Below are 23,944 nucleotides of genomic sequence, written 5' to 3'. Positions count from 1 at the left end.
CGCTGGGATTGGGTCACGATCACTTCCGTCGGCCTCCCGATCGTAGCAGACCCCGCTCAAAGGATTTGTCAGGGGCTAACCAAGCTCGCTGGCCACAAACTTTGTGACCAGGTGAACGGTCCCGAACACGCGTGCTAAACTGCTGCCAGCCAATTCATGTTCGATGAGCGCCCCCCCCCCCCGGACTTACTGACATCGGCCTTGACGAAGGCATCGAGGTGTTTGCCACCGCAGGCGCCGATGACATAACTGAAAGAGCGCTCCGCTTCGCGATGGGATTCCTCTAGTCCTACACCCCTTTCAGGCGCTGGCAGACGCCAACAGCTTCGGACATAAGTACAGATGAAGAGGAGATCTCGGGAGCTTCTTTGCTGGACACAGCGCGCCCCTCTATTCGCATTCTCAGCATATGCCTTCCCGGCAGCTCCACATCCCTTGAGCGGGTGTGACACCAACATTTCCCCAACCGATCAGCGGCTCATTTGGCCCGAGCTTCGGCTATGCGCGCAAACCGCGTTCTCAATGAGTAGGCGATCCGAGATGAGGTGTAGCGCCCCTTCAAGTCTTTGGGGATGCGGCAGCTGAAGTAGAAAACGCCACCCTTCACAGGGATGAACGCGGGCGAAACGGTCTCTGACATGGCCTACGGCCCATTGCACGCGCCAGAATATGCAGAAAATACAATTTATGATCTGAATAAATGGTGCCCGGGGGCGGAATCGAACCACCGACACGAGGATTTTCAATCCACTGCTCTACCCCTGAGCTACCCGGGCACGGGAAGGCTGTTCGCCTTGGGTGTGGGCCTTCTATGCTCTGCACGCGGCGGTGTCCAGAGGCTTTTTCAAAGAAAATCACTAATGCCGCGTTCCAGGGGATTTTTCTTGCACCTCACCGAGGCGATCAGCCTCTTGCAGAGCCTTTTCAACATCTTCGGGATCCTGGCTGGGCACCGCGTAGGACCCGTTCAGCCATTTGCCCAGGTCAATATCGGCGCAACGAAGCGAACAGAACGGGCGGTAGGCTTTCTCCGTCTTGCCGCCGCAGATCGGGCAACTCATTTCAGCACCTCCGACAATGCAATACGGCCGCGCTTGCGCTGCAGCTCGTAGTGACCAAGGTTGGTCCAGCCGACCAGGACGGTTTCCTCCGGATCGGCACGCAGGGCCGCGCGCAATGCCGTCTCAAAGCTGCGACGGTCCTTCTTGGGCATGGGAGCCAGATCCAGCACGATCTGACCGCCCAGCCCCCTTACGCGCAAGGCCCGCGGCAACGCCTTGGCAGCGGACATGTTCGCCTTTAACCCCGCCGCCATCGAGGTGTCCGACCCCGTGTTCACATCTACCGCCACCAATGCGCGGGTCGGCTCGATGAACAGGAACGCGCCGCCCGGCAATGGCTCGCGGATGCTGCGCGCGGTCTCCAGCGCGTCCAGAACGCCCAACCTCTCGAACCCTCCGGGCGAGCGCTCGACGTCGGCGGGCTCCACCCAGTCGCGCCAGGCAAGAAGATGCGGGCCATCCCCTTCGGTCAGGACCTCGGTCTCGGCGCCGGTATCCTCCATCACTTGCGTGGCCATCGAGAGCATAGCGGCAATGTCTTCCGCGATCTCCTCGCTGGGCGCACCGGCGCAGGCGGACCGCAGGATCAGCCCGTAGGCGGATTCGGCCATTTCCTCATGGGCGACTTCCAGCAGGCGGTCGCGCTCGTCCTCGTCGCGGATGCTGCGCGAGATGTTCAGTCCCGGCGCCTCCGGCGTCACGATGGCATAGCGGCTCTTGAACAGCAGCTTCTGCGTGACCGGGATGGCCTTGCCCGGCTCGGCGTAGCCGGTGACCTGCACCAGGATCATCTGACCCGGCGACAGGCCCTTGACCTGGCGCAGAAAGGCCGGGCCGTCCGGGGTGGTCAGGAACATGCCACCCTGCCCCTTGACCGGCCGGTCGGCGCGGGCGCGGTAGATGGTTCCGGGCGCGGGCGCGTCGCTTTCGACCAGGAAGTCTTCCAGCTTGCCATCCACCATCAACGCCGCGGCTTCGCGGTCCTGGATGTGGTCGAGGATAATGGTACGGCCCTTCATGCGGCAGTCTCCTGATACAGCGGCAGCCCAGCGGCGCGCAAAAGATTGGCGGTTTCTGACAGCGGCAAGCCCACGATGCCGGTGAACGATCCGCTGATCCATGGGATGAAGGCCCCCGCGGGCCCCTGAATGGCATAGCCACCCGCTTTGCCTTCCCAGTCCCCAGTGGCAAGATAGGCACTCAGTTCGTCGTCTGACAGGCGCTTCATCTTGACCTGGCTGACCACGTCCTTGGCCCAGACCCGGTCCCCCCGGCGAACGGCTACGGCCGTGATGACCCGGTGGCGTCGGCCGGACAAGGCCAGCAGAAACTCGGCGGCCTCCCCCGCATCGCGCGGCTTGCCCAGGATGCGGCGCCCAAGGGCCACAGTCGTATCGGCACAGAGCACGACATCATCCGCACCGGCCGCGACTGCGCGGGACTTTTCCCGGGTCACGCGGGCACAATAGGCCCGCGGCAATTCCCCATCCAGCGGGGTTTCATCGATGTCAGGCGGTGAGACCGCATCGGGATGAACCCCCAGCTGTGCCAGAAGTTGCAGCCGCCGCGGACTGCCCGATCCCAGGATAAATGCCATTCCGTAGCCCCTTTGCCGATTTACGCCTGTCTTAAGGTGAATGCCGTCCGCTTTAAAGAGTGGCTCGCTCTTTCGCCCCTCCAGGCCCAACTGACGACAGCCGAGACGGGAGATCGCAGCGAAACAACCACCGAAAATAACAAAAGCCCGGCAGGAGGCCGGGCTTTGCATCTTTTGGCAGATCGAACGCTTACTTGAAGCGATAGTTGATCCGACCCTTGGTCAGGTCATAGGGGGTCATTTCCACCTGGACCCGGTCGCCAGCCAGAACACGGATGCGGTTCTTGCGCATCTTGCCTGCCGTATGTGCGATGATTTCATGGCCGTTTTCCAGCTCGACCCGAAACGTCGCATTAGGCAGGAGTTCCTTCACGACACCGGGAAATTCGAGCGTATCTTCCTTGGCCATGTTGTCTCCATCGTTGCGTTACCCCGCAGAACGCGGGATGTGCGCTTAAATGAGCGCATTTTCCCCGCATTTCAAGGCCTCAATCAGCATAACAGCGCTTTTGTGACCGATTTGATGCGTGGCAACTGCTCGTCCCAATGCAAGCGGTTGAGAACCCCGCCATCGGCCCGAACCTGGGCGATGGCGGCCAGATCGGCCTCGCCATAGGTCCAGCCGGGCTGGTCCATGGCGCCCTCGGCGATTACACCGGTGCCGGGGAAGCCATTGTCGGGCGGGCCGAAAATGCCACCCATGCCGGTGTTCACATCCACCGCTTCAGACCAGGTGTTGGTTCCCACGACAGAGGCCATCGCGGTGACGCACTGGCACTCCAGCGCCCGTGACATCGCCCCCAATCGCACACGCCAGTAGCCCGCAAGTGCCTCGGTGCAGGAGGGCACGAGAATCACATCCACTTCGGCCAAAGCCCGTCCCAGCAGAGGGAATTCGCTATCATAACAGATCAGCACGCCGATCTTGCCCAGCGCGGTTTCAAAGACCTTCAATGGACCGCCACCAGCGACTCCCCAGTCCTCCCGCTCGAATCGGGTCATGATTTGCTTGTCCTGGTGGTCACGCCCGCCCGTCGGGGTATAGAATTCCGCCCGGTTCACCACCTTTCCGGCATCGTCCAGCACCGGCGCCGATGCGCCCAGAATATGCACGCCGTGTTCCGCCGCGAGCTTGAGGTGCAGCGCCGCGGCGTCCTCCATCCGTTCCGAAACCGCGCGGATCGAGCCCTGCAGGTCGGCGGCCGTCTCGGCCCCTGCGAGCGTCGACAGCTCCATCGCGCCGTATTCGGGAAACAGCAACAGCTCCGCGCCGTTGCCAGCGGCCTCGGCCACCCATGAGGCCAGCTTGTCCTCGTATTGCGCCCAGCTGTCGAGCCAGTCGAGCGGATAGGCAGAAGTGGCGATTTTCATCCAAGTGTCTCCTGTTGCCGTCATGAGCCGCAGCATGGCGCTGCGATCGAAACCAGCGCAAGCCAACCGGCTGGTACTATAGGTCCCGAATCCAGAACTGCAGCGATTTTGAGCTCTCGGCGGGCTGGTCAACGTCCTTCCAGGAGAAACGTGCGGCGACATTTTCCAGCGGAGCATAGCCGCGCTTGCGCCAGAACGCATCCAGCGGCCTGTAATCTGCGGGGCGCAAGGGATGATCTGCCGGACGCTGCACGGCGCAGAAGGCCGATTTCAAATAGCCCAGCTTGCGCGCATGTGTCTCGCGAAGGTCGAAGAATGCGTGCCCCACGCCACGGCCGCGATAGACCGGCAGCAGCACCGATTCGGCGCAGTAGAACACCGTCGCTAGATCAATGCCGCTCCCGCTGAAGGCGGCTGCAAAATCATCAGCATGGTCGCTGAGCGGCGTCCCGGTTGCCACCCCAACCAGGGTGTCTCCGTCAAAGGCCCCCACGATGACAGCCTTGTCGCTGTCCCGATAGCTTTGCAGATAGCTGCGCTCATATTCCAGATTGCCATCGTAGAGGTATGGCCAGTCTCGGAACACCGTGATGCGCAAGCGGGCGACATCCTCCAGCGCGGCATCCAATGCCGCGCCGGTCAACGCCTCGATCCGCAGGCTCATCAGGCCTCAGCCCCCTTGCCGGAGACCTGCGCAATCCAGTCAGCAAGGTTGTAATAGGTGGTGACGCGAGAGATCTTGCTGTCCTTCAGCTCGAAAAACGACCCGCCGGGCAGGCGGTAGGTCTGGCCCTCGGCCTCCGGAAGGCCTTCGTCGGTCACCAGGTAGGTGCCGTTGACGATGAACTCCGCCGCCGCGCGGGTGCCGCAGGGGCTGGAAAAGATCACCATATCGGTCAGCTCTTCCTTGTAGCAGCGGCTCATATGGGCGCAGAATTCAGCGAATTTTTCCTTACCCAGACGGATCTTACCCTCGTTGACGTGATGGGCAATACCGTCGTCCAGGCAATCCAGCATGGCTGCGGTATCGCCGGAATTGAAGGCGTCGAAATAGCGCGCGATGGTCTCTGTCATAGTCTCTCCGTCGGTTCGCCCCAGCGACTTTTCAAGTGCTGGATGATCTGGTCCCGTGTTTGCCGATAACTGTCTAGCTTGGCTTCGCGCGTCTCGCCCAGTCCGGTTGGGTCCATAATTGGCCAATATTCGACATCGAGGTGAAAAAAACGGGTCAGTTCCAGCGCCCGCCGCTGGCTGGCCGGCGACAGCGCAACCACCAGGTCGAAGGAGGAGAGGTCGTCGCCCCAGCGCTCCATCTCATCGAAAGACCGCGAGCGGTGGCGCGAAAGTTCGACGTTCATCTCCTGGCAGACGGCGATACAGAAACCATCAATTTCCATGTCGTTCTTCACGCCAGCCGACTGTACGTAGGTGCCGGTGCCGTAAAATTTCTTCATGATGCCCTCCGCCATCGGAGAGCGGACCGAGTTGTGGTCGCAACAGAACAGGATGGACTGTGGCAGCTCCTCCACGCATCAGCCTCCGAAATGCAGAACGCATATCAGGGTGAACAGGCGGCGCGCCGTGTCGGTATCCACCTCGGCTTTGCCCGCCAAGCGTTCCTGCAACACGCGGCTGCCCTCGTTGTGGATGCCACGACGCGCCATGTCGATCGTCTCGATCTGGCTGGGCGGCAGGGTCTTCACCGCGGTGAAATAGCTTTCGCAGATCTGGTAGTAATCCTTGACCACCTGCCGGAACGGCGACAGCGAAAGATGGAATTCGGCAGCCTTCTCGCCCGCCTCGGTGTTGACGTCAAAGACCAGCCGCTTGTCGCGGATGGCCAGGCCCAGATGGTAGGGGCCATCGGGCATGCCACGTTCCTCTCGACCGGGCAGCGCAAAGCTGTTCTGCTCGATCAGATCATAGATCGCCACCTTGCGCTCCTGATCGATCTCGGGGGTCGGGGGCGGCAGGTTGCGGTCATCGAGTTCGATGTGACTGATACGGCTCATGGCTTTGATCTCTATATGCGCGACGGCGTCCCAACCTGACTAGCGTACGACCGCCTGCGGAGCAATGCGGCAGTGCTTGACAGCCCAACCAACTGCGCACAGCCTGAAACAAAGGAGAGGCTTGCATGACTGGACTGGATCCACTGCCGCTGAAAGGTCAGCGGGCGCTTGTCACCGGCTCTACCGACGGGCTGGGGCTGGCAGCGGCGCGGCTGCTTGCCCAAGCCGGAGCCGAGGTCTGGATCAATGGGCGTAGCGCCACACGCGTCGCCAAGGCCATGGAGAATTTCCCGGGCACCGCCCATCCCCTGGTGCTGGACATCGCCGACGAAGCCGCCGCCTGCGCCGCCTTTTCCGAGCTTGAGACCAAGGGCGGCATCGACATTCTGGTCAACAACGTCGGCCAGCGTGACCGCCGCAGCCTGCCGGAATTCACCCGCGAAGACCTGCAATCCCTATGGGACGTGGACCTGCTGTCCCCCTTCCGTCTGTGCCAGCTGGCGGCTGCCCAGATGGCACCGCGCGGATACGGACGCATCATCAATATCTCGTCCATTGCCGGTCTGATCGCGCAGGCAGGCGATGCGGCCTATACCACCGCCAAGGCCGGGATAAACGGCATGACACGCGCCTTGGCGGCAGAGCTGGGGCCAAGCGGCATAACGGTCAATGCGGTGGCGCCCGGTTTCTTCAAAACCGCGCCTAACATGGCCGCTGCCGCTGATCCTGAGGTTTCAAACAGACTGAAGACGGTAACGTCGCTCGGTCGCTGGGGTGAGCCGGAAGAGCTGGCACCGGCGATCCTGTTCCTGGCGTCCCCCGCCGCCTCCTATGTGACAGGCCAGGTGCTGGCGGTGGACGGTGGCTACACCGCCCACTACTGAGGGTCACGAGTGTAGGCGCAGGCTGCCGCGGCGATCCGCTTCAGCCTTTCTGCGTATTGAGCGCATCCAGACGCGCGGTAACCGACAACCCATGGGCCTCCAGGCTTTCACTGGCGGCGAGCGCTGCGGCGGCCGGGCCGATGGCACGCAGCGCATCTGGGGTCATCTGGCTCAACGTTGTGCGCTTCAGGAAATCCATTACCGAAAGGCCCGAGGAGAAACGCGCAGAACGCGCCGTCGGCAGCACGTGATTCGGCCCACCGACATAGTCGCCAATCGCTTCCGGCGTATACTGCCCCAGGAAGATTGCCCCCGCATGCACGGTCTTCTTGCTCAAACCCTGCGGGTCGGCGACGCAGAGTTCCAGATGCTCCGGCGCGATGCGGTTGGACAGATCCGCCGCCTCGTCCAGATCGCGCACGACAATCACCGCGCCGAAGTCACGCCAGGATGCGCCTGCGATCTCGCGTCGTTCCAGGGTTTCCAGACGCTTGTCCACAGCATCCGCCACCGCACGACCGAACCCCGCATCATCAGTGATCAGGATCGACTGCGCGCTTTCGTCGTGTTCGGCCTGGCTCATCAGGTCGAGCGCGATCCAGTCGGGGTTGTTGTCCTTGTCCGCGATCACGAGGATCTCCGAGGGGCCGGCAATCATGTCGATGCCAACCTTGCCAAATACCCGCCGCTTGGCAGCGGCGACAAAGGCGTTGCCGGGGCCGGTGATCTTGTCCACGGGCGCAATGGTTTCGGTGCCATAGGCCAGCGCCGCCACCGCCTGTGCGCCGCCGACGCGGTAGATTTCATCCACCCCGGAGAGGCGGGCCGCCAGCAGTACAAGCGGATTAATCAAACCGTCGGGCGTCGGCACGGTGATCGCCAGCCGCGACACCCCGGCCACCTTGGCCGGAATTGCGTTCATCAGAACCGATGAAGGATAAGACGCCAGGCCACCCGGCACATAGAGCCCGGCCGCCGCAACCGCCGACCAGCGCCAGCCCAATGTCGCGCCCGCCTCATCGGTCCATTGCGCGTCTTCCGGCATCTGCCGCGCATGGTAGGCGCGAATGCGCTCGGCGGCCAATTCCAGTGCGGCGCGATCCTCGGCCGACACCGACGCAACGGCCGCGTCCACCTCGGCCTCGGATATGCGCAGCTGATCGGCCTTGAGCTGCATGCGATCGAACTTCGCCGTCAGCTCCAGAAGCGCGGCATCACCCCGCGTACGGACATCCTTGATGATTTCGGCAACAACGGCGTCCACATCCGGGCTGTCCTCGCGCTTGGCCCCCAGAAGCGCGGCAAAGGCCTGTTCGAAATCGGAATCAGCGGTGTTCAGAAACTGCGGCATCGGGATCTCCTTTGTGCCCCGCATAGCGGCATCACCCGGCGGCCTCAAGAAATATGCCACCCGGCAGGTTGCTTTGCCGCGACATCAGGGGCGGGGTTAAGCGACCGGATCAGGTGCCGTGATCAGGTGCCTGACCGGACGGGGCCCGGTAGGGGCGCGTTACATCTCGCAAAGTAACCTCAAGCGCCTCGACAGACAGGCGGATGGCACCGTCTCCGGCCAGCGTCAGCAGCACGTGACCTGCACCATCCTCTGCGGGCTCAAAGGAAATCGACAGGAGCGACAGCACCAGTTCGCGGTCACTGCGGTCCACCCCCTGCGAGGCAACCGCCAGAACATTGTCCACCACAATCAGCGACTGAACCCGCTCATAATCGCGCCCCCGGCGCTCCGCCGCCTCGCGATCTTCCCAGCGGAACCTGTTCACCAGCAATACGAACTGCCGCTTTGCCTTGCGCCACCGCATCTCGGTGATGGGAAAAACCGCATCCTGAGCCAGTGACGACAGGATCTTCAGATCCTCGGCGTCCCATGCGCCGAGGTTCAAGGGAACTTCGCGACCATCTTCAAAGCTTGCGTCCTGCATCACTGATCCCGGACCCGTTCGATGCGCGCGCCGACACCGGAGAGTTTGCGCACCACATGTTCGTATCCCCGATCAAGGTGATAGACCCGGCTGACGACCGTTTCGCCCTCGGCCGCAAGACCGGCGAGAATCAGCGAAACAGAGGCGCGCAGGTCAGTCGCCATGACCGGCGCCCCCTTCAACCGCTCCACCCCGGTGACAGTGGCATGGCCTCCGTGCACATCAATACGTGCCCCCATCCGGGTCAGCTCCGGCGCATGCATGAAACGGTTCTCGAAGATTTTCTCCTCCAGTACCGACGTGCCTTCGGCGGTACACATCAGGGCCATCATCTGCGCCTGCAGGTCAGTGGGGAAACCGGGGAAGGGTTCCGTCACCACGTCCACTGCCTTGACCCGGCCATTGCGGCGGCTCACCTTCAGCCCCTTGTCGGTTTCGGTGACCTGAATGCCCGCCGCGTCGAGTTTTTCGCAGAACGCACCGACGAGATCGATGCGCCCGCCAAGCAGCTCCACCTCGCCACCGCAGATTGCCGGAGCCAGCATATAGGTGCCGAGTTCGATCCGGTCCGTCACCACCTGATGAGTCGCGCCGTGCAACCGGTCCACGCCCTGGATGGTGATGTCCGGGCTGCCGTCGCCCTCGATCTGGGCGCCCATCTTGCGCAGGCAGTCGGCCAGATCGACGATCTCGGGTTCACGCGCGGCATTCTTGATGACGGTTGTGCCCTTGGCCAAAGTCGCGGCCATCATGATGTTCTCGGTCGCCCCGACCGAAGCGAAGCTCAGCTTGATCACTGCGCCCTTCAGACCTTTGGGCGCCTTGGCATGCAGATAGCCATCCTTCAGTTCGATCTCGGCGCCCAGCGCCTCCAGACCATGAATATGCAGGTCCATTGGCCGGGCCCCGATGGCGCAGCCGCCCGGCAGCGAAACCACGGCCTGTCCCAGCCGCGCGAGCATCGGTCCCAGAACCAGGTTCGACGCCCGCATTTTGCGCACAATGTCATAATCCGCGACATGGCTAGTCAGGTCGTGGCTGGACATCGCCAGCACCTGACCGTCCTGCAGACTGGACACTTCGGCGCCCAAGGACTGCAGCAGCAGCGTCATCGTCTTGATGTCGCTCAGCCGCGGCGCGTTGGTCAACGTCAGCGGCTCCTCGCTCAGCAAGGTTGCAGGCATCAGCGTGAGACAGGCATTCTTGGCGCCCGCGATCGGAATTTGTCCGTTCAGCGGTCCACCGCCTGTTACCAGAATCGAATCCATCAGCCCTGTTCTCCGTCTTTGCCTGTTTTGGGGTCCTGCTGCACCGCCCGCGCTTTGGCCTGTGCCTTCCGGCGTGCCATATTTGCCTTCAGCGCGGCCTTCAGCCGGTCTTCGCGAGAGGCTGCGGAGCCAGCGTTTTTGGGTGTTTTCTTCTCTGCCATAAGACTTCTGTAACTTAGTGCGAAAAAACCGTCCAGAATGCTCTTGCACCCCTCCGCGTTTATGCCTAAAAGCCCCCTCACCGGCGCTGCTGTAGCTCAGAGGTAGAGCACTCCCTTGGTAAGGGAGAGGTCGAGAGTTCAATTCTCTCCAGCAGCACCAGGTTCCCCACAAAATGATGATGACCCGCCCAGCCTGTTGAAGGGCAAGGCTTTTTAGCTGTCTGCCGCAGCGACAGGATCACGCTAAAACAGGGTTTTGAACGGGTTGGATTGCGTTTTTTGCCAGTCGAAGCGCAGTTTTCCGCACTTGTATGCACGAAGTGACGCCGACGAGAGGCCCGCGCATGGCGCGCTTGCCTCACCCCAGGCTACCCGCCCCAGGCCAAGCTGTCCGATCTGCACTGGGAAATCACCGCAACCTGCGAATCGCAGTCTGCCTGTCACATCCGGAAAATTTGATTCGGGACCGAATCAGGGAATCCTCATTACCAGCAACAACGCTTTGTGAGCGAAGCGCGGGGGCACGGGTTTACCCCCCTGCCCCCCGGCGCTTGCCCTCACGACCATTTGTTATCTTCAATGCCCAGATAGCTGCGCAACGCGGCCTCACTGCCTTGCGACCAGATCATGGTCAGCCAGCGCGTGAACTCTGACACGAACAGGTCATTTTCAATCAGGTTGCCGTAGATGTGTTGTTGCTCCAGCCACGCCATGGGGCGGGACCTCGCATCTGACGCCGCGGCGGTCAGATTGTCCCAATCAGGATCATTCGGAGCGATCTCGCTGCCGTCCTCCCGCGTACCCGCACACATGCGTGCCCACAGGGCCTCTACCAGGCTGAGCCCCGCAACTGGGCCACCAGCCGCCAACGCATCCCGTAGCGCCGGGTGCACGAAGCCCGGGTGCCGGGCCGAACCGTCGAAGGCAACCCGCCTGACAGTGTCGCGAATCGCGGGGTTCGAGAATCGCTGCTCGATCAGGCCGACGTAGGCCTGCGGCGTGATTTCGGGAACCGCGGCAACACCTGGAACGATTTCTTCGTGCTGAACCTTGCGGAACAGGGCTGAAATCAGCGGATGCGCCATGCAATCGGCAATGGTCTGCACCGACAGCAGCTCCCCGGCATTCGCAAGCACTTGGTGGCCCGCATTCAGGATGCGAATCTTCATCGCTTCGTAGTCATGAACCGCAGGCGTGAACACCGCACCAGCCTTGTCCCAATCGGGCCGCCCAGCACAGAAATCATCCTCAATGACCCATTGCCGGTAGTTTTCATGGGTCACCGGCGCTATGTCCGCAATGCCCAACTCCTGTACCAGGGCGATTTCCGCCGCGCCGGTGGCGGGGACGATGCAATCGACCATGGAGTTCGGAAAGCTGCACCTCTGATCAATCCATTCCGCCAACTCCGGGTCGGACAGCCGGGCCAGAGAAACAACGGCCTGACGGGCGACTATTCCGTTTCCGCGCAGGTTGTCGCAACTCTGCACCGTGAACGGACCAGCGCCACTGTCACGTCGAACCGCCAAGGCTGCAACGATGGCTCCGAAAACCGTCCGGGGGCGGTGCGGGTTGTTCGCATCATGTTGAATATCCGGGTGGCCGATGTCCAAACCGCCGCCATCCGGATCGAGAAAATAGCCGCCCTCGGTGACGGTCAGGGACACGATGCGGATCGCCGGTTCACACATGGCACTGATCAACGCGCCATTTCCCTCCTCGATCGGCAAGTAACCCACCATCGGGCCGATCACCTCCGCCGCGACGCTCCCGGGCGACAGCTCGATCAGAGTGGTGAGACAGTCCTGCGCCAGCAACTTTTGCCGCATGTCCGCATCATAGGGCCGCACGCCAGCGCCGAGAATCGCCCAATCCTGCGCCAGCCCCTGCTGCATCAACCGATGCAGGTACCAGGCCTGATGCGCGCGATGAAAGTTGCCAAGCCCGACATGGATGATCCCCGGTGTGAGGGCGGCACGGTCATATGCCGGCCCCGAGATGCCCTCAGGCAGAGTCTGCAAGGCTGCCTGACCAAGCCTGACCGGGGAGCGTTTCGCCATATGCCGTTCCATCAGCTTCTCCATTTTTCACCTGTCCTTTTGCGGCGGAAGCGCGACGTCATGCCAACCGCAATCCATCCGCACCGAAGCGGTGGATCACGTCGGCCCGCGGGGTCATGAAAATGCGGTCGCCGTGGCGAAAGCCCACCTCGCCGTCGGCACGCACCGTGATGGTGTCCGCCAGCCCCGTTTGATGGACGTGAAAGAAGGTGTCCGATCCCAGATGCTCCGAGACACTGACAATTCCCGACCAAGTCCCCGACTCGCCCGAGACCTCGATATGCTCCGGGCGCACCCCGATCGTGTGGGCGCCATGTTTGGCCGCCTCCTCGCCTTCGATAAAGTTCATCTTGGGCGAGCCGATGAAGCCGGCCACGAACTTGTTGCGCGGGCTGTGGTACAGCTCCAGCGGCGAGCCGACCTGTTCGATCACGCCGCCTTGCAGCACCACGATCTTGTCGGCCATGGTCATCGCCTCGACCTGATCGTGGGTGACATAGATCATCGTGGTCTCCAGCCGCTCATGCAGCTCGGAGATCTCCAACCGCATCCCCACCCGCAGCGCCGCGTCGAGGTTCGACAGCGGCTCGTCAAACAGGAAGGCCGAGGGTTCGCGCACGATGGCCCGGCCGATCGCCACCCGCTGGCGCTGGCCGCCGGACAGCTGGCCCGGGCGACGGTCGAGGTAGTCGGTAAGGTTCAGGGCGCGGGCCGCGGCCTCGATGCGGCGCTCCTGCTCCTCCGCCGGGATGCCCGCCATCTTCATCGGAAAGGCGATGTTCTTGCGCACCGACATATGCGGATACAGCGCGTAGGACTGGAACACCATGGCCAGGCCGCGCTTGGCCGGCGGCACATGGGTGGCGTCCTGTTTGTCGATGCGGATCTGGCCGGATGTGACATCCTCCAGCCCGGCGATCAGCCGCAGAAGCGTGGACTTGCCGCAGCCCGAGGGGCCGACGAAGACGGTAAACTCGCCATCTTCGATGGTCAGGTCCAGGGGCGGGATGACCTGCACGTCGCCAAAGCTTTTGGAGACTTTGTCCAGAGTGATGCGTCCCATATGCGTGTCTCCTTATTTCACAGCGCCGAAGGTGAGGCCGCTGACAAGTTGTTTCTGGCTGAACCAGCCGAGGATCAGGATCGGGGCGATGGCCATGGTCGAGGCCGCGCTGAGCTTGGCGTAGAACAGGCCCTCGGGGCTGGAATAGCTGGCGATGAAGGCCGTCAGCGGGGCCGCCTTGGCCGCGGTCAGGTTGAGCGTCCAGAAGGCTTCGTTCCAGGCCAGGATCACGTTCAGCAGCAGGGTTGATGCGATGCCGGGAATGGCCATGGGGGTGAGGATAAACAACACCTCTTCGCGCAGGCCGGCCCCGTCCATCCGGGCGGCCTCCAGGATCTCGCCGGGGATTTCCTTGAAGTAGGTGTAAAGCATCCAGACGATGATCGGCAGGTTGATGAGCATCAGCACGATCACTAGTCCCAGCTTGGTGTCCAGCAGCCCCATTTTGATGAAGATCAGATAGATCGGGTACAGCACGCCGACCGCTGGCAACATCTTGGTGGACAGCATCCACAACAGGATGTCCTTGGTCCGCTTCGAGGGCACGAAGGCCATCGACCAGGCGGCAGGCACCGCGATCAGGATACCCAGGAGGGTGGAGCCGCCGGCGATGATGATCGAGTTCCACAGGAACCGGCCGTAGTCGGAACGCTCCTGCACCACCGAGTAATTCTCCAGCGTCCAGTCGAAGAACAGGAATACCGGCGGATCGGAGATGGCCTGGGCTTCGGTTTTGAAGCTGGTCAGGATCGTCCACAGGATCGGAAAGAAGATCAGCAGGCCCACGCCCCAGGCCAGGGCGGTGTTCAGGGCTTTGCGTTGCGGTGTGATTGCACGTGCCATGCGGGCCTCCTTAAGCGTCCAGGTTCTTGCCGACGATGCGCATCAGGAAGATGGCAACGATGTTGGCGAGGATGATGGCGTAGACACCGCCAGCGGATCCCAGCCCGATGTTCTGGCTCTCCAGCACCCGCTGGAAGATCAGGTAGGTCAGGGTCTTGGTGCCAAAGGCGCCCTGGGTGGTGACAAAGATCTCGGCGAAGATCGACAGCAGGAAGATGGTCTGGATCAGCACCACCACGGTGATCGCGCGCGACAGATGCGGCAGGGTGATATAGGCAAAGCGGCTGAGCGGCGGCGCGCCGTCCATCTCTGCGGCTTCCAGCTGCTCGCGGTCCAGCGACTGGATCGCGGTCAGCAGGATCAGCGTCGCAAAGGGCAGCCACTGCCAGCTGACGATCAGGATGATCGACTGGGTCGAGGCCTCGGTCAGCCAGACCAGCGGCTCGGCCCCGAAGGCGCGCCAGACGTGCGCCAGCAGGCCGTTCACCGGATCCATGAACATGTTCTTCCAGACCAGCGCCGAAACGGTGGGCATCACGAAGAAGGGCGCGATCACCAGGATGCGGACCACGCCGCGACCCCACATCGGCTGATTGAGCAGGATCGCCAGCAGCACGCCCAGCACCACGGTGATCGCCAGAACGCCGCCGACAATCACCAGCGTCGCCTGCACGCTGGGCCAGAAGGCGCTGGATGAAACGAACCGGACGTAGTTGTCAAAGCCGACCCAGCCCAGGTCACCGCCGCGCAGCGGCAGGAACTTCTTGAACGAAAAGTAGAGCGTCATCGTCAGCGGCACCAGCATCCAGCCCAGCAGCAGGATGACGGCGGGGGCCATCATCAGCCGAGCCGCGGTGCGCGCGTGCCTTGTGCCAGCCTGGTGATCCGCGGCGGCGGGCTGGGTGGCGGCCTTGGGCACCGTCGCACCGAGCGCCATTTCCTGCGCGGGTTGTTGGGGTTGCGTGGACATTGGATGTACCTCCTCCGTTGACGGCAACGGGCCGCCTTGGACGATTATGCGCTCTGGGGGATTGTTTGGGCCAGAGGGCGGCGCGGTGGCCGCCCTCCGGGATTGATCCGCGGGATCAGTAGCCTGCGGCTTCCATCTCGTCGGTGGTCAGTGCCTGCGCCTTGGCGAGGGCTTCGTCGACGCTCTGCTGACCGGCCAATGCGGCTGCAAATTCCTGGCCAACCTGGCCAGCGATGCCGGCAAACTCCGGGATCGCGGCAAATTGCACACCGACATAGGGCACCGGATCGACAGTGGGGTTGGTCGGATCAGCCGACAGGATGCTTTCCAGAGTCATCTTGGCGAAAGGGATGTCCTTGTAGTTCGGGTTCTCGTACAGCGAGCTGCGTGCACCCGGCGGAACATTCGCCCAGCCTTCGTTCTCGGCCACCAGTTCGATGTACTCCTTGGAGGTTGCCCACTGGATGAACTCCTTGGCGGCGTCCTCTTTCTGGGTGCCCGCCGGGATGGCCAGCGCCCAGGCCCACAGCCAGTTGCCGCGCTTGCCCTTGCCGGTGTCCGGCGCCAGCGCAAAGCCAACCTTGTCGGCCACGGTGGAATCCTCAGGGTTGGTCACGAAGGAGGCCGCCACGGTAGCGTCGATCCACATGCCGCATTTGCCTTGCTGGAACAGCGACAGGTTCTCGTTGAAGCCGTTGTTCGACGCGCCCGGAGGGCCCGCGTCATTCATCAGGTTCACGTAGAATTCCAGGGTTTCCTTCCACTCCGGCTGATCGAACTGGGGCTGCCAGTTTTCGTCGAACCAGCGGGCGCCAAAGGCGTTGGCGGTGGCGGTCAGGAAGGCCATGTTCTCGCCCCAGCCGGCCTTGCCGCGCAGACAAATGCCATAGATGCCGGCATCCTTGTCGGTCATCGCGCGGGCGGCTTCGGCGACGAAGTCCCAGGTCGGTGCCTCGGGCATCTCAAGGCCCGCCTGCTCCATCAGATCGGTGCGGTACATGATCATCGAACTTTCGCCGTAGAACGGCGCGGCATAAAGCGTACCATCCACACTAAGACCGCCACGCATCGCGGGCAGGATGTCGTCGGCGTCATATTCGGCCGGCAGATCGTCCAGCGGCACCAGCCAGCCGTTCTTGCCCCAGATCGGGGTCTCGTACATGCCGATCGTCATGACATCGAACTGACCGCCCTTGGTCGTGATGTCGGTGGTCACGCGCTGACGCAGCACGTTCTCTTCCAGCGTCACCCACTCGACCTCATGGCCGGTTTTTTCGGTGAAGTCATCGGTCAGACCCTGCATGCGGATCATGTCGCCGTTGTTCACGGTGGCGATGGTGATGGTTTCGGCGGATGCTCCCCCCGCCGCGAGCAACGAAACCGCCGTTGCAGCGCTCAAAGCATGTCTAGCAAACATCTTCTACCTCCCTGTTGAGATGTTGCCTACCAAGCTAGCGCCGAACCCTACCTAGCGTCAAATTAATTCTTTACGCGCGTAAAGTTTATACGCCCAGCACATCAAAACAGCACCTTACGCCGACCCCCGCATGACGAGCCGGCCATCAAAAAGCGTCTCCTGTCGCGAATCAGCAGGGCTGTCGGCATCGATGACGGCCATCAGGGTTTCGGCACTTTTCTGCGCGATGGCTTCGTAGTCCTGCGAGACGGTGGTCAATGTCGGGCAGGTATAGCGGGAGAACGGATGGTCATCGTGACCGGCAACCCGCATGGCGCAGTCATCCCCCAGACCAACGCGAATCCCAGCCTCATACGCCGCCGACAAAAAGCCGATGGCCAGACGGTCGTTGCTACAAAGGATCGTATTGGTCGTCAGCTTGCGGTCGCGCACGACACGGGAGCCCTCGCGAAATCCGATTTGCTCGAATTCCCAACCGGACCCGGATGCCTGAATGAGCTGAGGCGTGTGGTTCAACCGCTCCATCGCCTTGATATAGGCCTGACGGCGCTTGTGAGCGTTCGGGTTTGCCGGGGTCTTCATTTCAAAGAAGGCAGGCGGTTCCCCTGTGCGGCAGAGGTAATCGACAATCAGACCAATGCTCTGCTCGTTGTTTGATCCGACGAAGGCCTCACCGACAGTGCCAACGCTTGCGTCAAACAGCACCGTCGGCACGTCCTGGCAGAAGGCAGCGATCCTGTCGTGATCCGAGGTCCGTCCGAGTGGCGCCAGCAATACCCCGGCCGGTTTCAGCAGACGCAGGTTTTCCAGATTCTCGATCTCCTGCTCGGGATTGCCATGAGAGCCAAGCAAGACCGGCCGATAGCCCATGCCCAGGATATGTGCCTCGATGTTGCGGGCGATCTCGGCAAAGAACGGGTCGGCCAGATACGGCACGACAATGCCGATGTTCTTTGTCAGTCGGCGGTTCTGATTGATTGCGTACAGATTGGGGCGATAGTCATAACGATCCAGCGCCGCTTCGATGCGCTGCCTCGTCGAAGCTCTGACGCTTGACGGGTCGTTGAAGAATTTCGAGAGCGTTGGCCGCGAGATGCCGCTAAGCGCCGCAAACTCTTCCATGTTTTTTATCTTCTTGGCTGCCATGCACGCGCTCGCTTCATTACTGCGGAAATGGGCAAGGCCGATTGCGGCCTTGCCTGGGATCATCGAGCAATGATAATTTACGCGCGGAAATTTTCACAGCCCGTTTCGGGAAAAGCTGCGCGGCACCCGGCTACCAGGTTCAAAAGAAGCCCAATTTATTCGGATTGTAGCTCACCAGCATGTTCTTGGTCTGCTGATAGTGATCCAGCATCATCTTGTGCGTTTCCCGCCCGATACCGGATTGCTTGTACCCACCAAAGGCGGCATGGGCCGGATAGGCGTGATAGTTGTTCACCCAGACCCGCCCCGCTTCTATGTTTCGCCCAAAGCGATAGGCCCGCGTGCCATCGCGCGTCCACACGCCGGCGCCGAGGCCGTACATGGTGTCATTGGCTATTTCCAGCGCTTCCGCTTCGTCCTTGAAGGTCGTCACCGAGACAACCGGCCCGAAGATCTCTTCCTGAAAGACGCGCATCTTGTTGTGGCCTTTCAGAATGGTCGGCTGCACGTAGAAGCCGTTGGACAAATCACCGTTGAGCCGTGCTGCTCCACCGCCGGTCACCACCTCGGCCCCTTCCTCGACCCCGATCGTCAGATAGGACAGGATCTTGTCCTGCTGTTCCTGGCTGGCCTGGGCGCCCACCATCGTGGCCATATCACGGGGGTCCCCCTGCTTGATCGCCTCGACCCGCGCGATGCAGCGTTCGATGAAGGCTTCATAGATGTCTTCCTGAATCAAAGCCCGCGAGGGACAGGTGCAAACCTCCCCCTGATTGAAGGCAAACAGCACGAACCCTTCGACCGCCTTGTCGAGAAAGGCATCATCTTCGGCCATCACATCCGAGAAGAAGATATTCGGCGACTTGCCGCCCAGCTCCAGCGTGACCGGGATCAGGTTTTCGGTGGCCGCCTGCATGATGACACGGCCCGTCTCGGTCGATCCGGTGAAGGCGATCTTGGCGATTCGCGGTGATTTCGCCAGCGGACCGCCGACTTCCGGCCCCATGCCGTTGACGATGTTCAACACCCCCGGCGGCAGCAGGTCAGCAATGACCTCGACAAGAACCATGATTGCGGCAGGGGTCTGCTCGGCCGGTTTCAAAACGATGCAATTCCCCGCCGCCAGTGCAGGGGCCAACTTCCACGCGGCCATCAAAATCGAAAAGTTCCAGGGAATGATCTGGCCAACCACCCCCAATGGTTCGTGAAAATGATAGGCAACGGTGTCGTGATCGATTTGCGACATCGTGCCTTCCTGGCCGCGAAGTACGCCCGCAAAATAGCGGAAGTGGTCAACCGCAAGCGGGATATCGGCGGCGGTGGTCTCACGGATAGGCTTGCCATTGTCCCAGGTTTCCGCTGTCGCGATCAGCTGCAGATTTTCCTCGATCCGATCCGCGATCTTCAACAGCAAGTTAGAGCGTTCAGCAGCCGAGGTCATGCCCCAGGCCTCCCTGGCTGCATGGGCGGCATCCAGCGCCAACTCGACATCCTCGGCCGTGGACCGTGCCACTTCACAGACCTTGGCACCGGTAATCGGGGTGATGTTGTCAAAGTACTGACCTTTGACCGGGGCCACGAATTGGCCTCCGATGAAGTTGTCGTAGCGTGTCTTGAATGGCGAAATATGCTCGCCCGCGATTTGCGTCTGTTCGTTCATGGGTTCCTCCTTCAGCCCCGGTCCTCCACCGGGATGCCGAAGAAGATGCGCAGCCCAGACCGCGCAGTCAGCCCGCCCACGGCTGCTGCCGTCGCCACCTGTCTCAGAACTGAGACAGATCAGCCCTGGCGTCCGCCGATACCAAGCCGCTTCATCCGCCGGTACAGCGTTGCCCTGCCGATTCCGAGGTTGCGAGCTGCCGCAGAAACATTGCCGTTTGCCCGAGACAGTGCCCGGATGACCGCGGCCCGTTCTGCCTTCTCAAAGCCCGAGGGCCCATCCTCCCGCCCAAAGAGATCCGAGGCCGGGATGGTGGCGATTGGTCCGGAGGGACGCAGACCAAAGGCGCGGCGGGCGCCCCGGGTCGCGCCCAGTACCAGATCGTCCTGATCCACTGCCAGCAACATTGCAGATTCGCTGTCGGTGGTGTCAGCAAAGATAATCCGCGCTTTGGGAAAGGCGGCCCGGAAAGTGTCCATTTCGATCTGGCGGGCGGTCTGGGTGACCGTCGCAGAGATCAGCCGATTGAAGGCTTCGGTCTGATCCGCCCGGGCGGAAGAGACGTCCAGCGCGCCGATCAGCTCCCCCTCCGGACCAAATATGGGCGCATCCATGCAGCTCATGCCGGTGTTGCGAGCGTGAAAATGCTGATCACGGTGGATGATCACCCGACGCCCCTCCGTGAGACAGGTGCCGATGCCATTGGTGCCTTCTGATGCTTCGGACCAATCCGCCCCCGGCGTCAGCCCCCAGGCATCAAAAATCGCGACATCGCCACCAGCGATCCTTTGATCCAGCACGACGCCCTCGGCATCGGTGAGCAGCACGCCACAGCCCGACCTGCCCACAAGCTGAAACAAGGCATCGAGTTTTAACGCGGCCAGCCGCATCATCGGACCGCTGCGATCCCGTCGCTCCGCCAGCTCCTGCGCGCCAACTCTGCGCACACAGCGTTTTTGATCGGGGTTCAATCCGTGGTGATCCAACGAGCGCCGCCAGGAGGCCGCCAACCGAGATCGAGCCGCGGCTCCCGGCTGGCGAACCACTTCGATCACCCGAGCGGCATGGTGCGTATCAAAAACCAAATCAACCTTCCTCCCGCCGCCAGCATAGTCGCTTTTGCGAGAAGTCGACAAAAACCTTTGCTCCAACGCCCTCGGCAGCTGCCACCTGACTTTCCAACGCCAGGGAGAATCTGCCCTTGCAGTTTTCGTACAGATCGGTACACCGTTCTGAACGGTTAACAGATCGGTACACAAAATGACTGAACTCCCCCGCCCCCCGCTACCCCCCTTCACCCGCGAAACGGCCACCGCCAAAGTTCGCGCGGCCGAGGATGCCTGGAACAGCCGCTGCGCCGACACGGTTGCGCCTGCCTATACGCTGGATACAAATTGGCGAAACCGGGCGGAATTCCCGCAAGGTCGCGAGGAAGTGCATCGTTTCCTGACCGCGAAATGGCAGCGCGAGCACAACTACCGCCTGATCAAGGAACTCTGGGCATTTACCGACAACCGAATTGCCGTGCGCTTTGCCTATGAATGGCAAGACGCTGCGGGCCAGTGGTTTCGATCCTATGGGAACGAGAATTGGGAGTTCGACGCGAAGGGCCGCATGGCGCATCGCTTCGCCTCGATCAACGATCTGAAAATCTCCGAGGATGAGCGACTGTTCCACTGGCCGCTGGGTCCGCGGCCTGCGGAACATCCCGGCCTCAGCGCGCTCGGGCTCTGATCCTCGCCGAAAGGTCCGGGGCCGCCAGCCAGCGCGGCCTCAGCGCGTGTTTGTCGCTTCCGTGACCCGCTGCATCGACCTGCGGCGGGTCAGGGTCAACCGCCGGATCAAGGCTATGACGAAAAGCGCACTCAGGATCAGCACGATTGTCGGTGCCGGAGCGCTGTCGAGGAAGAAGCTGGCGTAGGTGCCCGCCACCATCGAAACCATGCAGACGAACACCGAAACCCACAGCATGCTGCGGAACGTCCGCACCACCAGAAAGCCAATCGCCCCCGGCGCGATCAGCAGACCGATAGCGAGGATCAGCCCCGCCGCTGACAAGGTCGCGACGATGGTCAGCGACAGCGCTGCCAGCAAGCCGTAGTGCAGGAGCGTCACCGGCAGGCCAGACGCCCGCGCCTGGGCCGGATCAAAGCTGTGCAACAGCAAATCCTTCCACTTCAGAAGCAACAGCGCCCCGACGCCGACCGAAATCACCAGCGCGGTCCACAGTTCATCCTGTTCGACCCCCAGCATATTGCCAAACAGGATGTGATCCAGATGCGCGTTGGTCTCCACCGAGACATAAAGGACGATGCCAAGCCCGAACATTCCGGAAAAGACCACGCCCATAACCGTGTCTTCCTTGACGCGGCTATTGCCGGACAGAAACCCGGTCGCAACGGCACACAGCATGCCCGCGCCGAAGGCCCCCAGTATCAGCGGGAGGCCCGCGATATAGGCCAGCACGATCCCCGGCAGCACCGCATGGCTGACCGCATCGCCCATCAGCGCCCAGCCCTTCATCACCAGAAAACATGACAGCAGCGCTGTCGGCACCGAAACGATGACCGAGATCAGAAAGGCGTTCTGCATGAAGGCGAACTGAAACGGCATCAGCAGGGTTTCCAAGTCCATCATGCGCCCTCCTGCTGGGCTTCGGGGCCGCGCCGCAGCGCCTCGCGCGCCTTGCGCCGGGCCGCCAGCAGCCCGTGTTTCGGGGCAAGGACAAAGACCGCCAGGAAGATCAGCGTCTGTAGCGTCACGATGATGCCGCCGGTGGCCCCGTCGAGGAAATAGCTGGCATAGGCGCCAAGGAAACTGGTCAGCGCGCCGATCAGCACCGACAGCAGGATCAGCCGCGGAAAACGGTCGCAGAGCAGATAGGCTGTGGCACCGGGCGTCACCACCATGGCGATCACCAGAAACGCGCCCACGGTTTGCATCGCCGCCACGACGGAGGCCGACAGCAGCACGAAGAACACCGCCTTGAGCAGCCCCGGACGCAGACCGATGGTGCGGGCGTGGTTCTCGTCAAAGAAGGTGACCATCAGGTCTTTCCATTTCGCCATCAGCACCGCCAGCGAGACAAAGCCGATGATCGCCAGCTGCAGCGTGTCCTCCGGTGTGATCGCCAGGATGTTGCCCATGGTGATGGTCTGCACCGACACCGACATCGGGCTGATCGAGACGATGAACAGGCCGAGCCCGAAGAAGGAGGTGAAGATCAGCCCGATGATCACATCCACCTTGAGGCCCGAGCGTTCGGACAGGAACAGCATCGCACCCGCCGCCAGCCCGCCCGCAATAAAGGCGCCCAGCGCAAAGGGCAGGCCCAGGATGTAGGCGCCCGCCACCCCCGGCACCACCGAATGCGAAAGCGCGTCGCCGATCAGTGACCAGCCCTTGAGCATCAGATAGGCGGAGAGAAATGCACAGACCCCGCCGACCAGCGCAGAGACCCACATCGCGTTGGTCATGTAGCCATAGGCAAAGGGTTCCAGCAGATTCTCCATCACGGCTTGCCCTTCGCCTTGGAACGGCCCTTGCTGGTCTGGGTCTTCTCACCGTACTGCACGAAGGGGCGCTCGTCGTCGGTCAGGATGGTGACCTTGCGGGTGTCGCCGTCCTCGTGCAGCGCGTCGCCGCCCAGGGTGAAATGGCGCAACACCCCGCCAAAGGCATGTTCCAGGTTCGCGCGGGTGAAGGTGGTCTCGGTCGGGCCGAAGCCCAGCACCGTGCCCTTGACCAGAACGGTGCGGTCACAGAATTCCGGCACCGATCCGAGGTTGTGGGTGGAGACCAGCATCACCCGGCCTTCGGCGCGCAGTTCGCGCAAAAGGGCGATGATCTGCTCCTCGGTTTTCACATCGACGCCGGTGAAGGGCTCGTCCAGCAGGATCACCTGCCCGTCCTGCGCCAGGGCACGGGCCAGGAATACCCGCTTGCGCTGGCCGCCCGACAGCTCGCCGATCTGGCGGTGGCGAAAATCCTGCATGTTGACGCGGGCCAGCGCCTGATCGACTGCCGCGTGGTCGGCCGCCTTGGGGCGGCGCAGGAAGCCCATGTGGCCATAGCGGCCCATCATAACCACGTCCTCGACCAGCACCGGGAAGGCCCAGTCGACCTCCTCGGACTGGGGCACATAGGCGACCAGGTTCTGCCGCAGCGCCTGCTTCACCGTCATGCCCAGAATGCGGATCTCGCCCTCGGCCGCGGGCACAAAGCCCATGATCGCCTTGAACAGGGTCGATTTGCCCGCGCCGTTGACCCCGACCAGCGCCGTGACGGTGCCGCGTGGAATGTCAAAGCTGGCGTTCCACAAGGCGGTATGACCGTTGCGGTAGGTGACCGTGACATTGCTGGCGGAAATCCCGCTGTCGGCGGCGCTGGTGTTCATCTTGAGGCTCTCGCTGGCGTCTAACATTCGGCAGTCCCGCAGAGTTACACACAGAAATCGTGCTTTGTGAAATGAAACACCCCGCGGATCGGCTCCGC

The 23,944-nt window shown here is 62.1% G+C and carries 26 protein-coding genes and 2 tRNA genes; 3 read left to right on the top strand and 25 right to left on the bottom strand.

Translation table 11 applies throughout. The features are described from left to right. Positions 1–478: 478 nt before the first annotated feature. The 11 genes from AB9K35_RS06900 to AB9K35_RS06850 all read right to left on the bottom strand — a co-directional run bounded on the left by AB9K35_RS06900 (position 479) and on the right by AB9K35_RS06850 (position 6,041). Entirely contained in the window at positions 479–640 is a 162-nt protein-coding gene (locus AB9K35_RS06900) for a DUF6538 domain-containing protein (RefSeq protein ID WP_369925027.1), read from the bottom strand. 61 nt (positions 641–701) lie between these two features. Beyond that, positions 702–776 (bottom strand) — tRNA-Phe (locus AB9K35_RS06895). An 81-nt stretch (positions 777–857) separates the two neighbouring features. After that, entirely contained in the window at positions 858–1,061 is a 204-nt protein-coding gene (locus tag AB9K35_RS06890) for a DNA gyrase inhibitor YacG (RefSeq protein WP_369925026.1), read from the bottom strand. Then, positions 1,058–2,080 (bottom strand): ribonuclease E/G, encoded by a 1,023-nt coding sequence (locus AB9K35_RS06885; protein WP_369925025.1) that lies wholly within the window; start codon positions 2,078–2,080, stop codon positions 1,058–1,060. The genes AB9K35_RS06890 and AB9K35_RS06885 overlap by 4 nt, the downstream gene beginning before the upstream one ends. After that, entirely contained in the window at positions 2,077–2,658 is a 582-nt protein-coding gene (locus AB9K35_RS06880; protein WP_369925024.1) for a nucleoside triphosphate pyrophosphatase, read from the bottom strand. Before AB9K35_RS06880 ends, AB9K35_RS06885 begins: the two co-directional genes overlap by 4 nt. A gap of 190 nt (positions 2,659–2,848) precedes the next feature. Beyond that, positions 2,849–3,067, bottom strand: a complete 219-nt coding sequence (gene infA / locus AB9K35_RS06875; RefSeq protein WP_005620785.1) for a translation initiation factor IF-1 — start codon at positions 3,065–3,067, stop codon at positions 2,849–2,851. Between the two features lie 83 nt (positions 3,068–3,150). Further along, a complete protein-coding gene (locus AB9K35_RS06870; protein WP_369925023.1) occupies positions 3,151–4,029 on the bottom strand; it encodes a carbon-nitrogen hydrolase family protein in 879 nt (292 codons plus the stop codon). A gap of 76 nt (positions 4,030–4,105) precedes the next feature. Further along, positions 4,106–4,693 (bottom strand): GNAT family N-acetyltransferase, encoded by a 588-nt coding sequence (locus tag AB9K35_RS06865; RefSeq protein ID WP_369925022.1) that lies wholly within the window; start codon positions 4,691–4,693, stop codon positions 4,106–4,108. After that, positions 4,693–5,103: a ketosteroid isomerase-related protein gene (locus AB9K35_RS06860; protein WP_369925021.1), complete on the bottom strand. Its 411-nt coding sequence runs from the start codon at positions 5,101–5,103 to the stop codon at positions 4,693–4,695. Before AB9K35_RS06860 ends, AB9K35_RS06865 begins: the two co-directional genes overlap by 1 nt. After that, on the bottom strand, positions 5,100–5,558 hold the full coding sequence (locus AB9K35_RS06855; protein WP_222456485.1) for a low molecular weight phosphatase family protein: 459 nt from the start codon (positions 5,556–5,558) through the stop codon (positions 5,100–5,102). The genes AB9K35_RS06860 and AB9K35_RS06855 overlap by 4 nt, the downstream gene beginning before the upstream one ends. Positions 5,559–5,561: 3 nt before the next feature. Next, positions 5,562–6,041 (bottom strand): UPF0262 family protein, encoded by a 480-nt coding sequence (locus tag AB9K35_RS06850; RefSeq protein ID WP_222456486.1) that lies wholly within the window; start codon positions 6,039–6,041, stop codon positions 5,562–5,564. 125 nt (positions 6,042–6,166) lie between these two features. On the opposite strand from AB9K35_RS06850, the gene AB9K35_RS06845 reads away from it, so the two are divergent. After that, positions 6,167–6,925, top strand: a complete 759-nt coding sequence (locus AB9K35_RS06845; protein WP_369925020.1) for an SDR family oxidoreductase — start codon at positions 6,167–6,169, stop codon at positions 6,923–6,925. Between the two features lie 40 nt (positions 6,926–6,965). Here AB9K35_RS06845 and hisD read toward each other — a convergent pair whose 3' ends face one another. The 3 genes from hisD to murA form a co-directional block, all read right to left on the bottom strand. Continuing rightward, entirely contained in the window at positions 6,966–8,276 is a 1,311-nt protein-coding gene (hisD, locus tag AB9K35_RS06840) for a histidinol dehydrogenase (protein ID WP_369925019.1), read from the bottom strand. A 109-nt stretch (positions 8,277–8,385) separates the two neighbouring features. After that, positions 8,386–8,862: a DUF2948 family protein gene (locus AB9K35_RS06835; protein WP_222456489.1), complete on the bottom strand. Its 477-nt coding sequence runs from the start codon at positions 8,860–8,862 to the stop codon at positions 8,386–8,388. Beyond that, positions 8,862–10,130, bottom strand: a complete 1,269-nt coding sequence (gene murA, locus AB9K35_RS06830) for a UDP-N-acetylglucosamine 1-carboxyvinyltransferase (protein ID WP_369925018.1) — start codon at positions 10,128–10,130, stop codon at positions 8,862–8,864. Before murA ends, AB9K35_RS06835 begins: the two co-directional genes overlap by 1 nt. A 246-nt stretch (positions 10,131–10,376) precedes the next feature. On the opposite strand from murA, the gene AB9K35_RS06825 reads away from it, so the two are divergent. Continuing rightward, a tRNA-Thr gene (locus tag AB9K35_RS06825) sits at positions 10,377–10,451 on the top strand. Between the two features lie 397 nt (positions 10,452–10,848). Here AB9K35_RS06825 and AB9K35_RS06820 read toward each other — a convergent pair. From AB9K35_RS06820 to AB9K35_RS06785, 8 genes are all read right to left on the bottom strand, one after another. Beyond that, on the bottom strand, positions 10,849–12,375 hold the full coding sequence (locus AB9K35_RS06820; RefSeq protein WP_369925017.1) for a mannitol dehydrogenase family protein: 1,527 nt from the start codon (positions 12,373–12,375) through the stop codon (positions 10,849–10,851). Between the two features lie 34 nt (positions 12,376–12,409). Next, a complete protein-coding gene (locus AB9K35_RS06815; RefSeq protein WP_222456492.1) occupies positions 12,410–13,414 on the bottom strand; it encodes an ABC transporter ATP-binding protein in 1,005 nt (334 codons plus the stop codon). Positions 13,415–13,426: 12 nt separating this feature from the next. Further along, entirely contained in the window at positions 13,427–14,257 is an 831-nt protein-coding gene (locus AB9K35_RS06810; protein WP_222456493.1) for a carbohydrate ABC transporter permease, read from the bottom strand. 10 nt (positions 14,258–14,267) lie between these two features. Then, positions 14,268–15,098, bottom strand: a complete 831-nt coding sequence (locus tag AB9K35_RS06805; protein ID WP_369925106.1) for a carbohydrate ABC transporter permease — start codon at positions 15,096–15,098, stop codon at positions 14,268–14,270. A 244-nt stretch (positions 15,099–15,342) separates the two neighbouring features. Then, positions 15,343–16,644: a sugar ABC transporter substrate-binding protein gene (locus AB9K35_RS06800; RefSeq protein ID WP_369925016.1), complete on the bottom strand. Its 1,302-nt coding sequence runs from the start codon at positions 16,642–16,644 to the stop codon at positions 15,343–15,345. A 114-nt stretch (positions 16,645–16,758) separates the two neighbouring features. Next, positions 16,759–17,790: a LacI family DNA-binding transcriptional regulator gene (locus tag AB9K35_RS06795; RefSeq protein WP_369925015.1), complete on the bottom strand. Its 1,032-nt coding sequence runs from the start codon at positions 17,788–17,790 to the stop codon at positions 16,759–16,761. Between the two features lie 139 nt (positions 17,791–17,929). After that, positions 17,930–19,450, bottom strand: coding sequence for an aldehyde dehydrogenase (adh, locus tag AB9K35_RS06790; RefSeq protein ID WP_369925014.1), 1,521 nt, complete (start codon positions 19,448–19,450; stop codon positions 17,930–17,932). A gap of 119 nt (positions 19,451–19,569) precedes the next feature. Then, positions 19,570–20,535: a GAF domain-containing protein gene (locus AB9K35_RS06785; RefSeq protein WP_369925013.1), complete on the bottom strand. Its 966-nt coding sequence runs from the start codon at positions 20,533–20,535 to the stop codon at positions 19,570–19,572. A gap of 175 nt (positions 20,536–20,710) precedes the next feature. Between AB9K35_RS06785 and AB9K35_RS06780 the strand changes: the two genes are divergently transcribed. Next, positions 20,711–21,184, top strand: a complete 474-nt coding sequence (locus AB9K35_RS06780; RefSeq protein ID WP_369925012.1) for a DUF1348 family protein — start codon at positions 20,711–20,713, stop codon at positions 21,182–21,184. A 39-nt stretch (positions 21,185–21,223) separates the two neighbouring features. On the opposite strand, the gene AB9K35_RS06775 is transcribed toward AB9K35_RS06780, so the two are convergent. The 3 genes from AB9K35_RS06775 to AB9K35_RS06765 are packed head-to-tail and all read right to left on the bottom strand — an operon-like array spanning position 21,224 to position 23,873. Continuing rightward, positions 21,224–22,084, bottom strand: coding sequence for a metal ABC transporter permease (locus tag AB9K35_RS06775; RefSeq protein ID WP_369925105.1), 861 nt, complete (start codon positions 22,082–22,084; stop codon positions 21,224–21,226). Continuing rightward, on the bottom strand, positions 22,084–22,962 hold the full coding sequence (locus AB9K35_RS06770; protein ID WP_369925011.1) for a metal ABC transporter permease: 879 nt from the start codon (positions 22,960–22,962) through the stop codon (positions 22,084–22,086). The genes AB9K35_RS06775 and AB9K35_RS06770 overlap by 1 nt, the downstream gene beginning before the upstream one ends. Next, complete coding sequence (locus AB9K35_RS06765; protein ID WP_369925010.1) at positions 22,962–23,873, bottom strand: manganese/iron ABC transporter ATP-binding protein; 912 nt, start codon at positions 23,871–23,873, stop codon at positions 22,962–22,964. The genes AB9K35_RS06770 and AB9K35_RS06765 overlap by 1 nt, the downstream gene beginning before the upstream one ends. Positions 23,874–23,944: the final 71 nt, after the last annotated feature.

Origin of the sequence: Leisingera sp. XS_AS12 (assembly GCF_041224635.1) — a bacterium.
Lineage (GTDB): Bacteria > Pseudomonadota > Alphaproteobacteria > Rhodobacterales > Rhodobacteraceae > Leisingera.
This window is presented reverse-complemented; position numbering and strand designations above follow the sequence as displayed.

What these genes read in the sequence shown, in the direction of transcription:
- AB9K35_RS06900 (WP_369925027.1), bottom strand. Translation starts at nt 640, where the DNA reads ATGTCAGAGACCGTTTCGCCCGCGTTCATCCCTGTGAAGGGTGGCGTT.
- AB9K35_RS06890 (WP_369925026.1), bottom strand. Translation starts at nt 1,061, where the DNA reads ATGAGTTGCCCGATCTGCGGCGGCAAGACGGAGAAAGCCTACCGCCCG.
- AB9K35_RS06885 (WP_369925025.1), bottom strand. Translation starts at nt 2,080, where the DNA reads ATGAAGGGCCGTACCATTATCCTCGACCACATCCAGGACCGCGAAGCC.
- AB9K35_RS06880 (WP_369925024.1), bottom strand. Translation starts at nt 2,658, where the DNA reads ATGGCATTTATCCTGGGATCGGGCAGTCCGCGGCGGCTGCAACTTCTG.
- infA (WP_005620785.1), bottom strand. Translation starts at nt 3,067, where the DNA reads ATGGCCAAGGAAGATACGCTCGAATTTCCCGGTGTCGTGAAGGAACTC.
- AB9K35_RS06870 (WP_369925023.1), bottom strand. Translation starts at nt 4,029, where the DNA reads ATGAAAATCGCCACTTCTGCCTATCCGCTCGACTGGCTCGACAGCTGG.
- AB9K35_RS06865 (WP_369925022.1), bottom strand. Translation starts at nt 4,693, where the DNA reads ATGAGCCTGCGGATCGAGGCGTTGACCGGCGCGGCATTGGATGCCGCG.
- AB9K35_RS06860 (WP_369925021.1), bottom strand. Translation starts at nt 5,103, where the DNA reads ATGACAGAGACCATCGCGCGCTATTTCGACGCCTTCAATTCCGGCGAT.
- AB9K35_RS06850 (WP_222456486.1), bottom strand. Translation starts at nt 6,041, where the DNA reads ATGAGCCGTATCAGTCACATCGAACTCGATGACCGCAACCTGCCGCCC.
- AB9K35_RS06845 (WP_369925020.1), top strand. Translation starts at nt 6,167, where the DNA reads ATGACTGGACTGGATCCACTGCCGCTGAAAGGTCAGCGGGCGCTTGTC.
- hisD (WP_369925019.1), bottom strand. Translation starts at nt 8,276, where the DNA reads ATGCCGCAGTTTCTGAACACCGCTGATTCCGATTTCGAACAGGCCTTT.
- AB9K35_RS06835 (WP_222456489.1), bottom strand. Translation starts at nt 8,862, where the DNA reads ATGCAGGACGCAAGCTTTGAAGATGGTCGCGAAGTTCCCTTGAACCTC.
- murA (WP_369925018.1), bottom strand. Translation starts at nt 10,130, where the DNA reads ATGGATTCGATTCTGGTAACAGGCGGTGGACCGCTGAACGGACAAATT.
- AB9K35_RS06820 (WP_369925017.1), bottom strand. Translation starts at nt 12,375, where the DNA reads ATGGAGAAGCTGATGGAACGGCATATGGCGAAACGCTCCCCGGTCAGG.
- AB9K35_RS06815 (WP_222456492.1), bottom strand. Translation starts at nt 13,414, where the DNA reads ATGGGACGCATCACTCTGGACAAAGTCTCCAAAAGCTTTGGCGACGTG.
- AB9K35_RS06810 (WP_222456493.1), bottom strand. Translation starts at nt 14,257, where the DNA reads ATGGCACGTGCAATCACACCGCAACGCAAAGCCCTGAACACCGCCCTG.
- AB9K35_RS06805 (WP_369925106.1), bottom strand. Translation starts at nt 15,098, where the DNA reads ATGATGGCCCCCGCCGTCATCCTGCTGCTGGGCTGGATGCTGGTGCCG.
- AB9K35_RS06800 (WP_369925016.1), bottom strand. Translation starts at nt 16,644, where the DNA reads ATGTTTGCTAGACATGCTTTGAGCGCTGCAACGGCGGTTTCGTTGCTC.
- AB9K35_RS06795 (WP_369925015.1), bottom strand. Translation starts at nt 17,790, where the DNA reads ATGGCAGCCAAGAAGATAAAAAACATGGAAGAGTTTGCGGCGCTTAGC.
- adh (WP_369925014.1), bottom strand. Translation starts at nt 19,450, where the DNA reads ATGAACGAACAGACGCAAATCGCGGGCGAGCATATTTCGCCATTCAAG.
- AB9K35_RS06780 (WP_369925012.1), top strand. Translation starts at nt 20,711, where the DNA reads ATGACTGAACTCCCCCGCCCCCCGCTACCCCCCTTCACCCGCGAAACG.
- AB9K35_RS06775 (WP_369925105.1), bottom strand. Translation starts at nt 22,084, where the DNA reads ATGGACTTGGAAACCCTGCTGATGCCGTTTCAGTTCGCCTTCATGCAG.
- AB9K35_RS06770 (WP_369925011.1), bottom strand. Translation starts at nt 22,962, where the DNA reads ATGGAGAATCTGCTGGAACCCTTTGCCTATGGCTACATGACCAACGCG.
- AB9K35_RS06765 (WP_369925010.1), bottom strand. Translation starts at nt 23,873, where the DNA reads ATGTTAGACGCCAGCGAGAGCCTCAAGATGAACACCAGCGCCGCCGAC.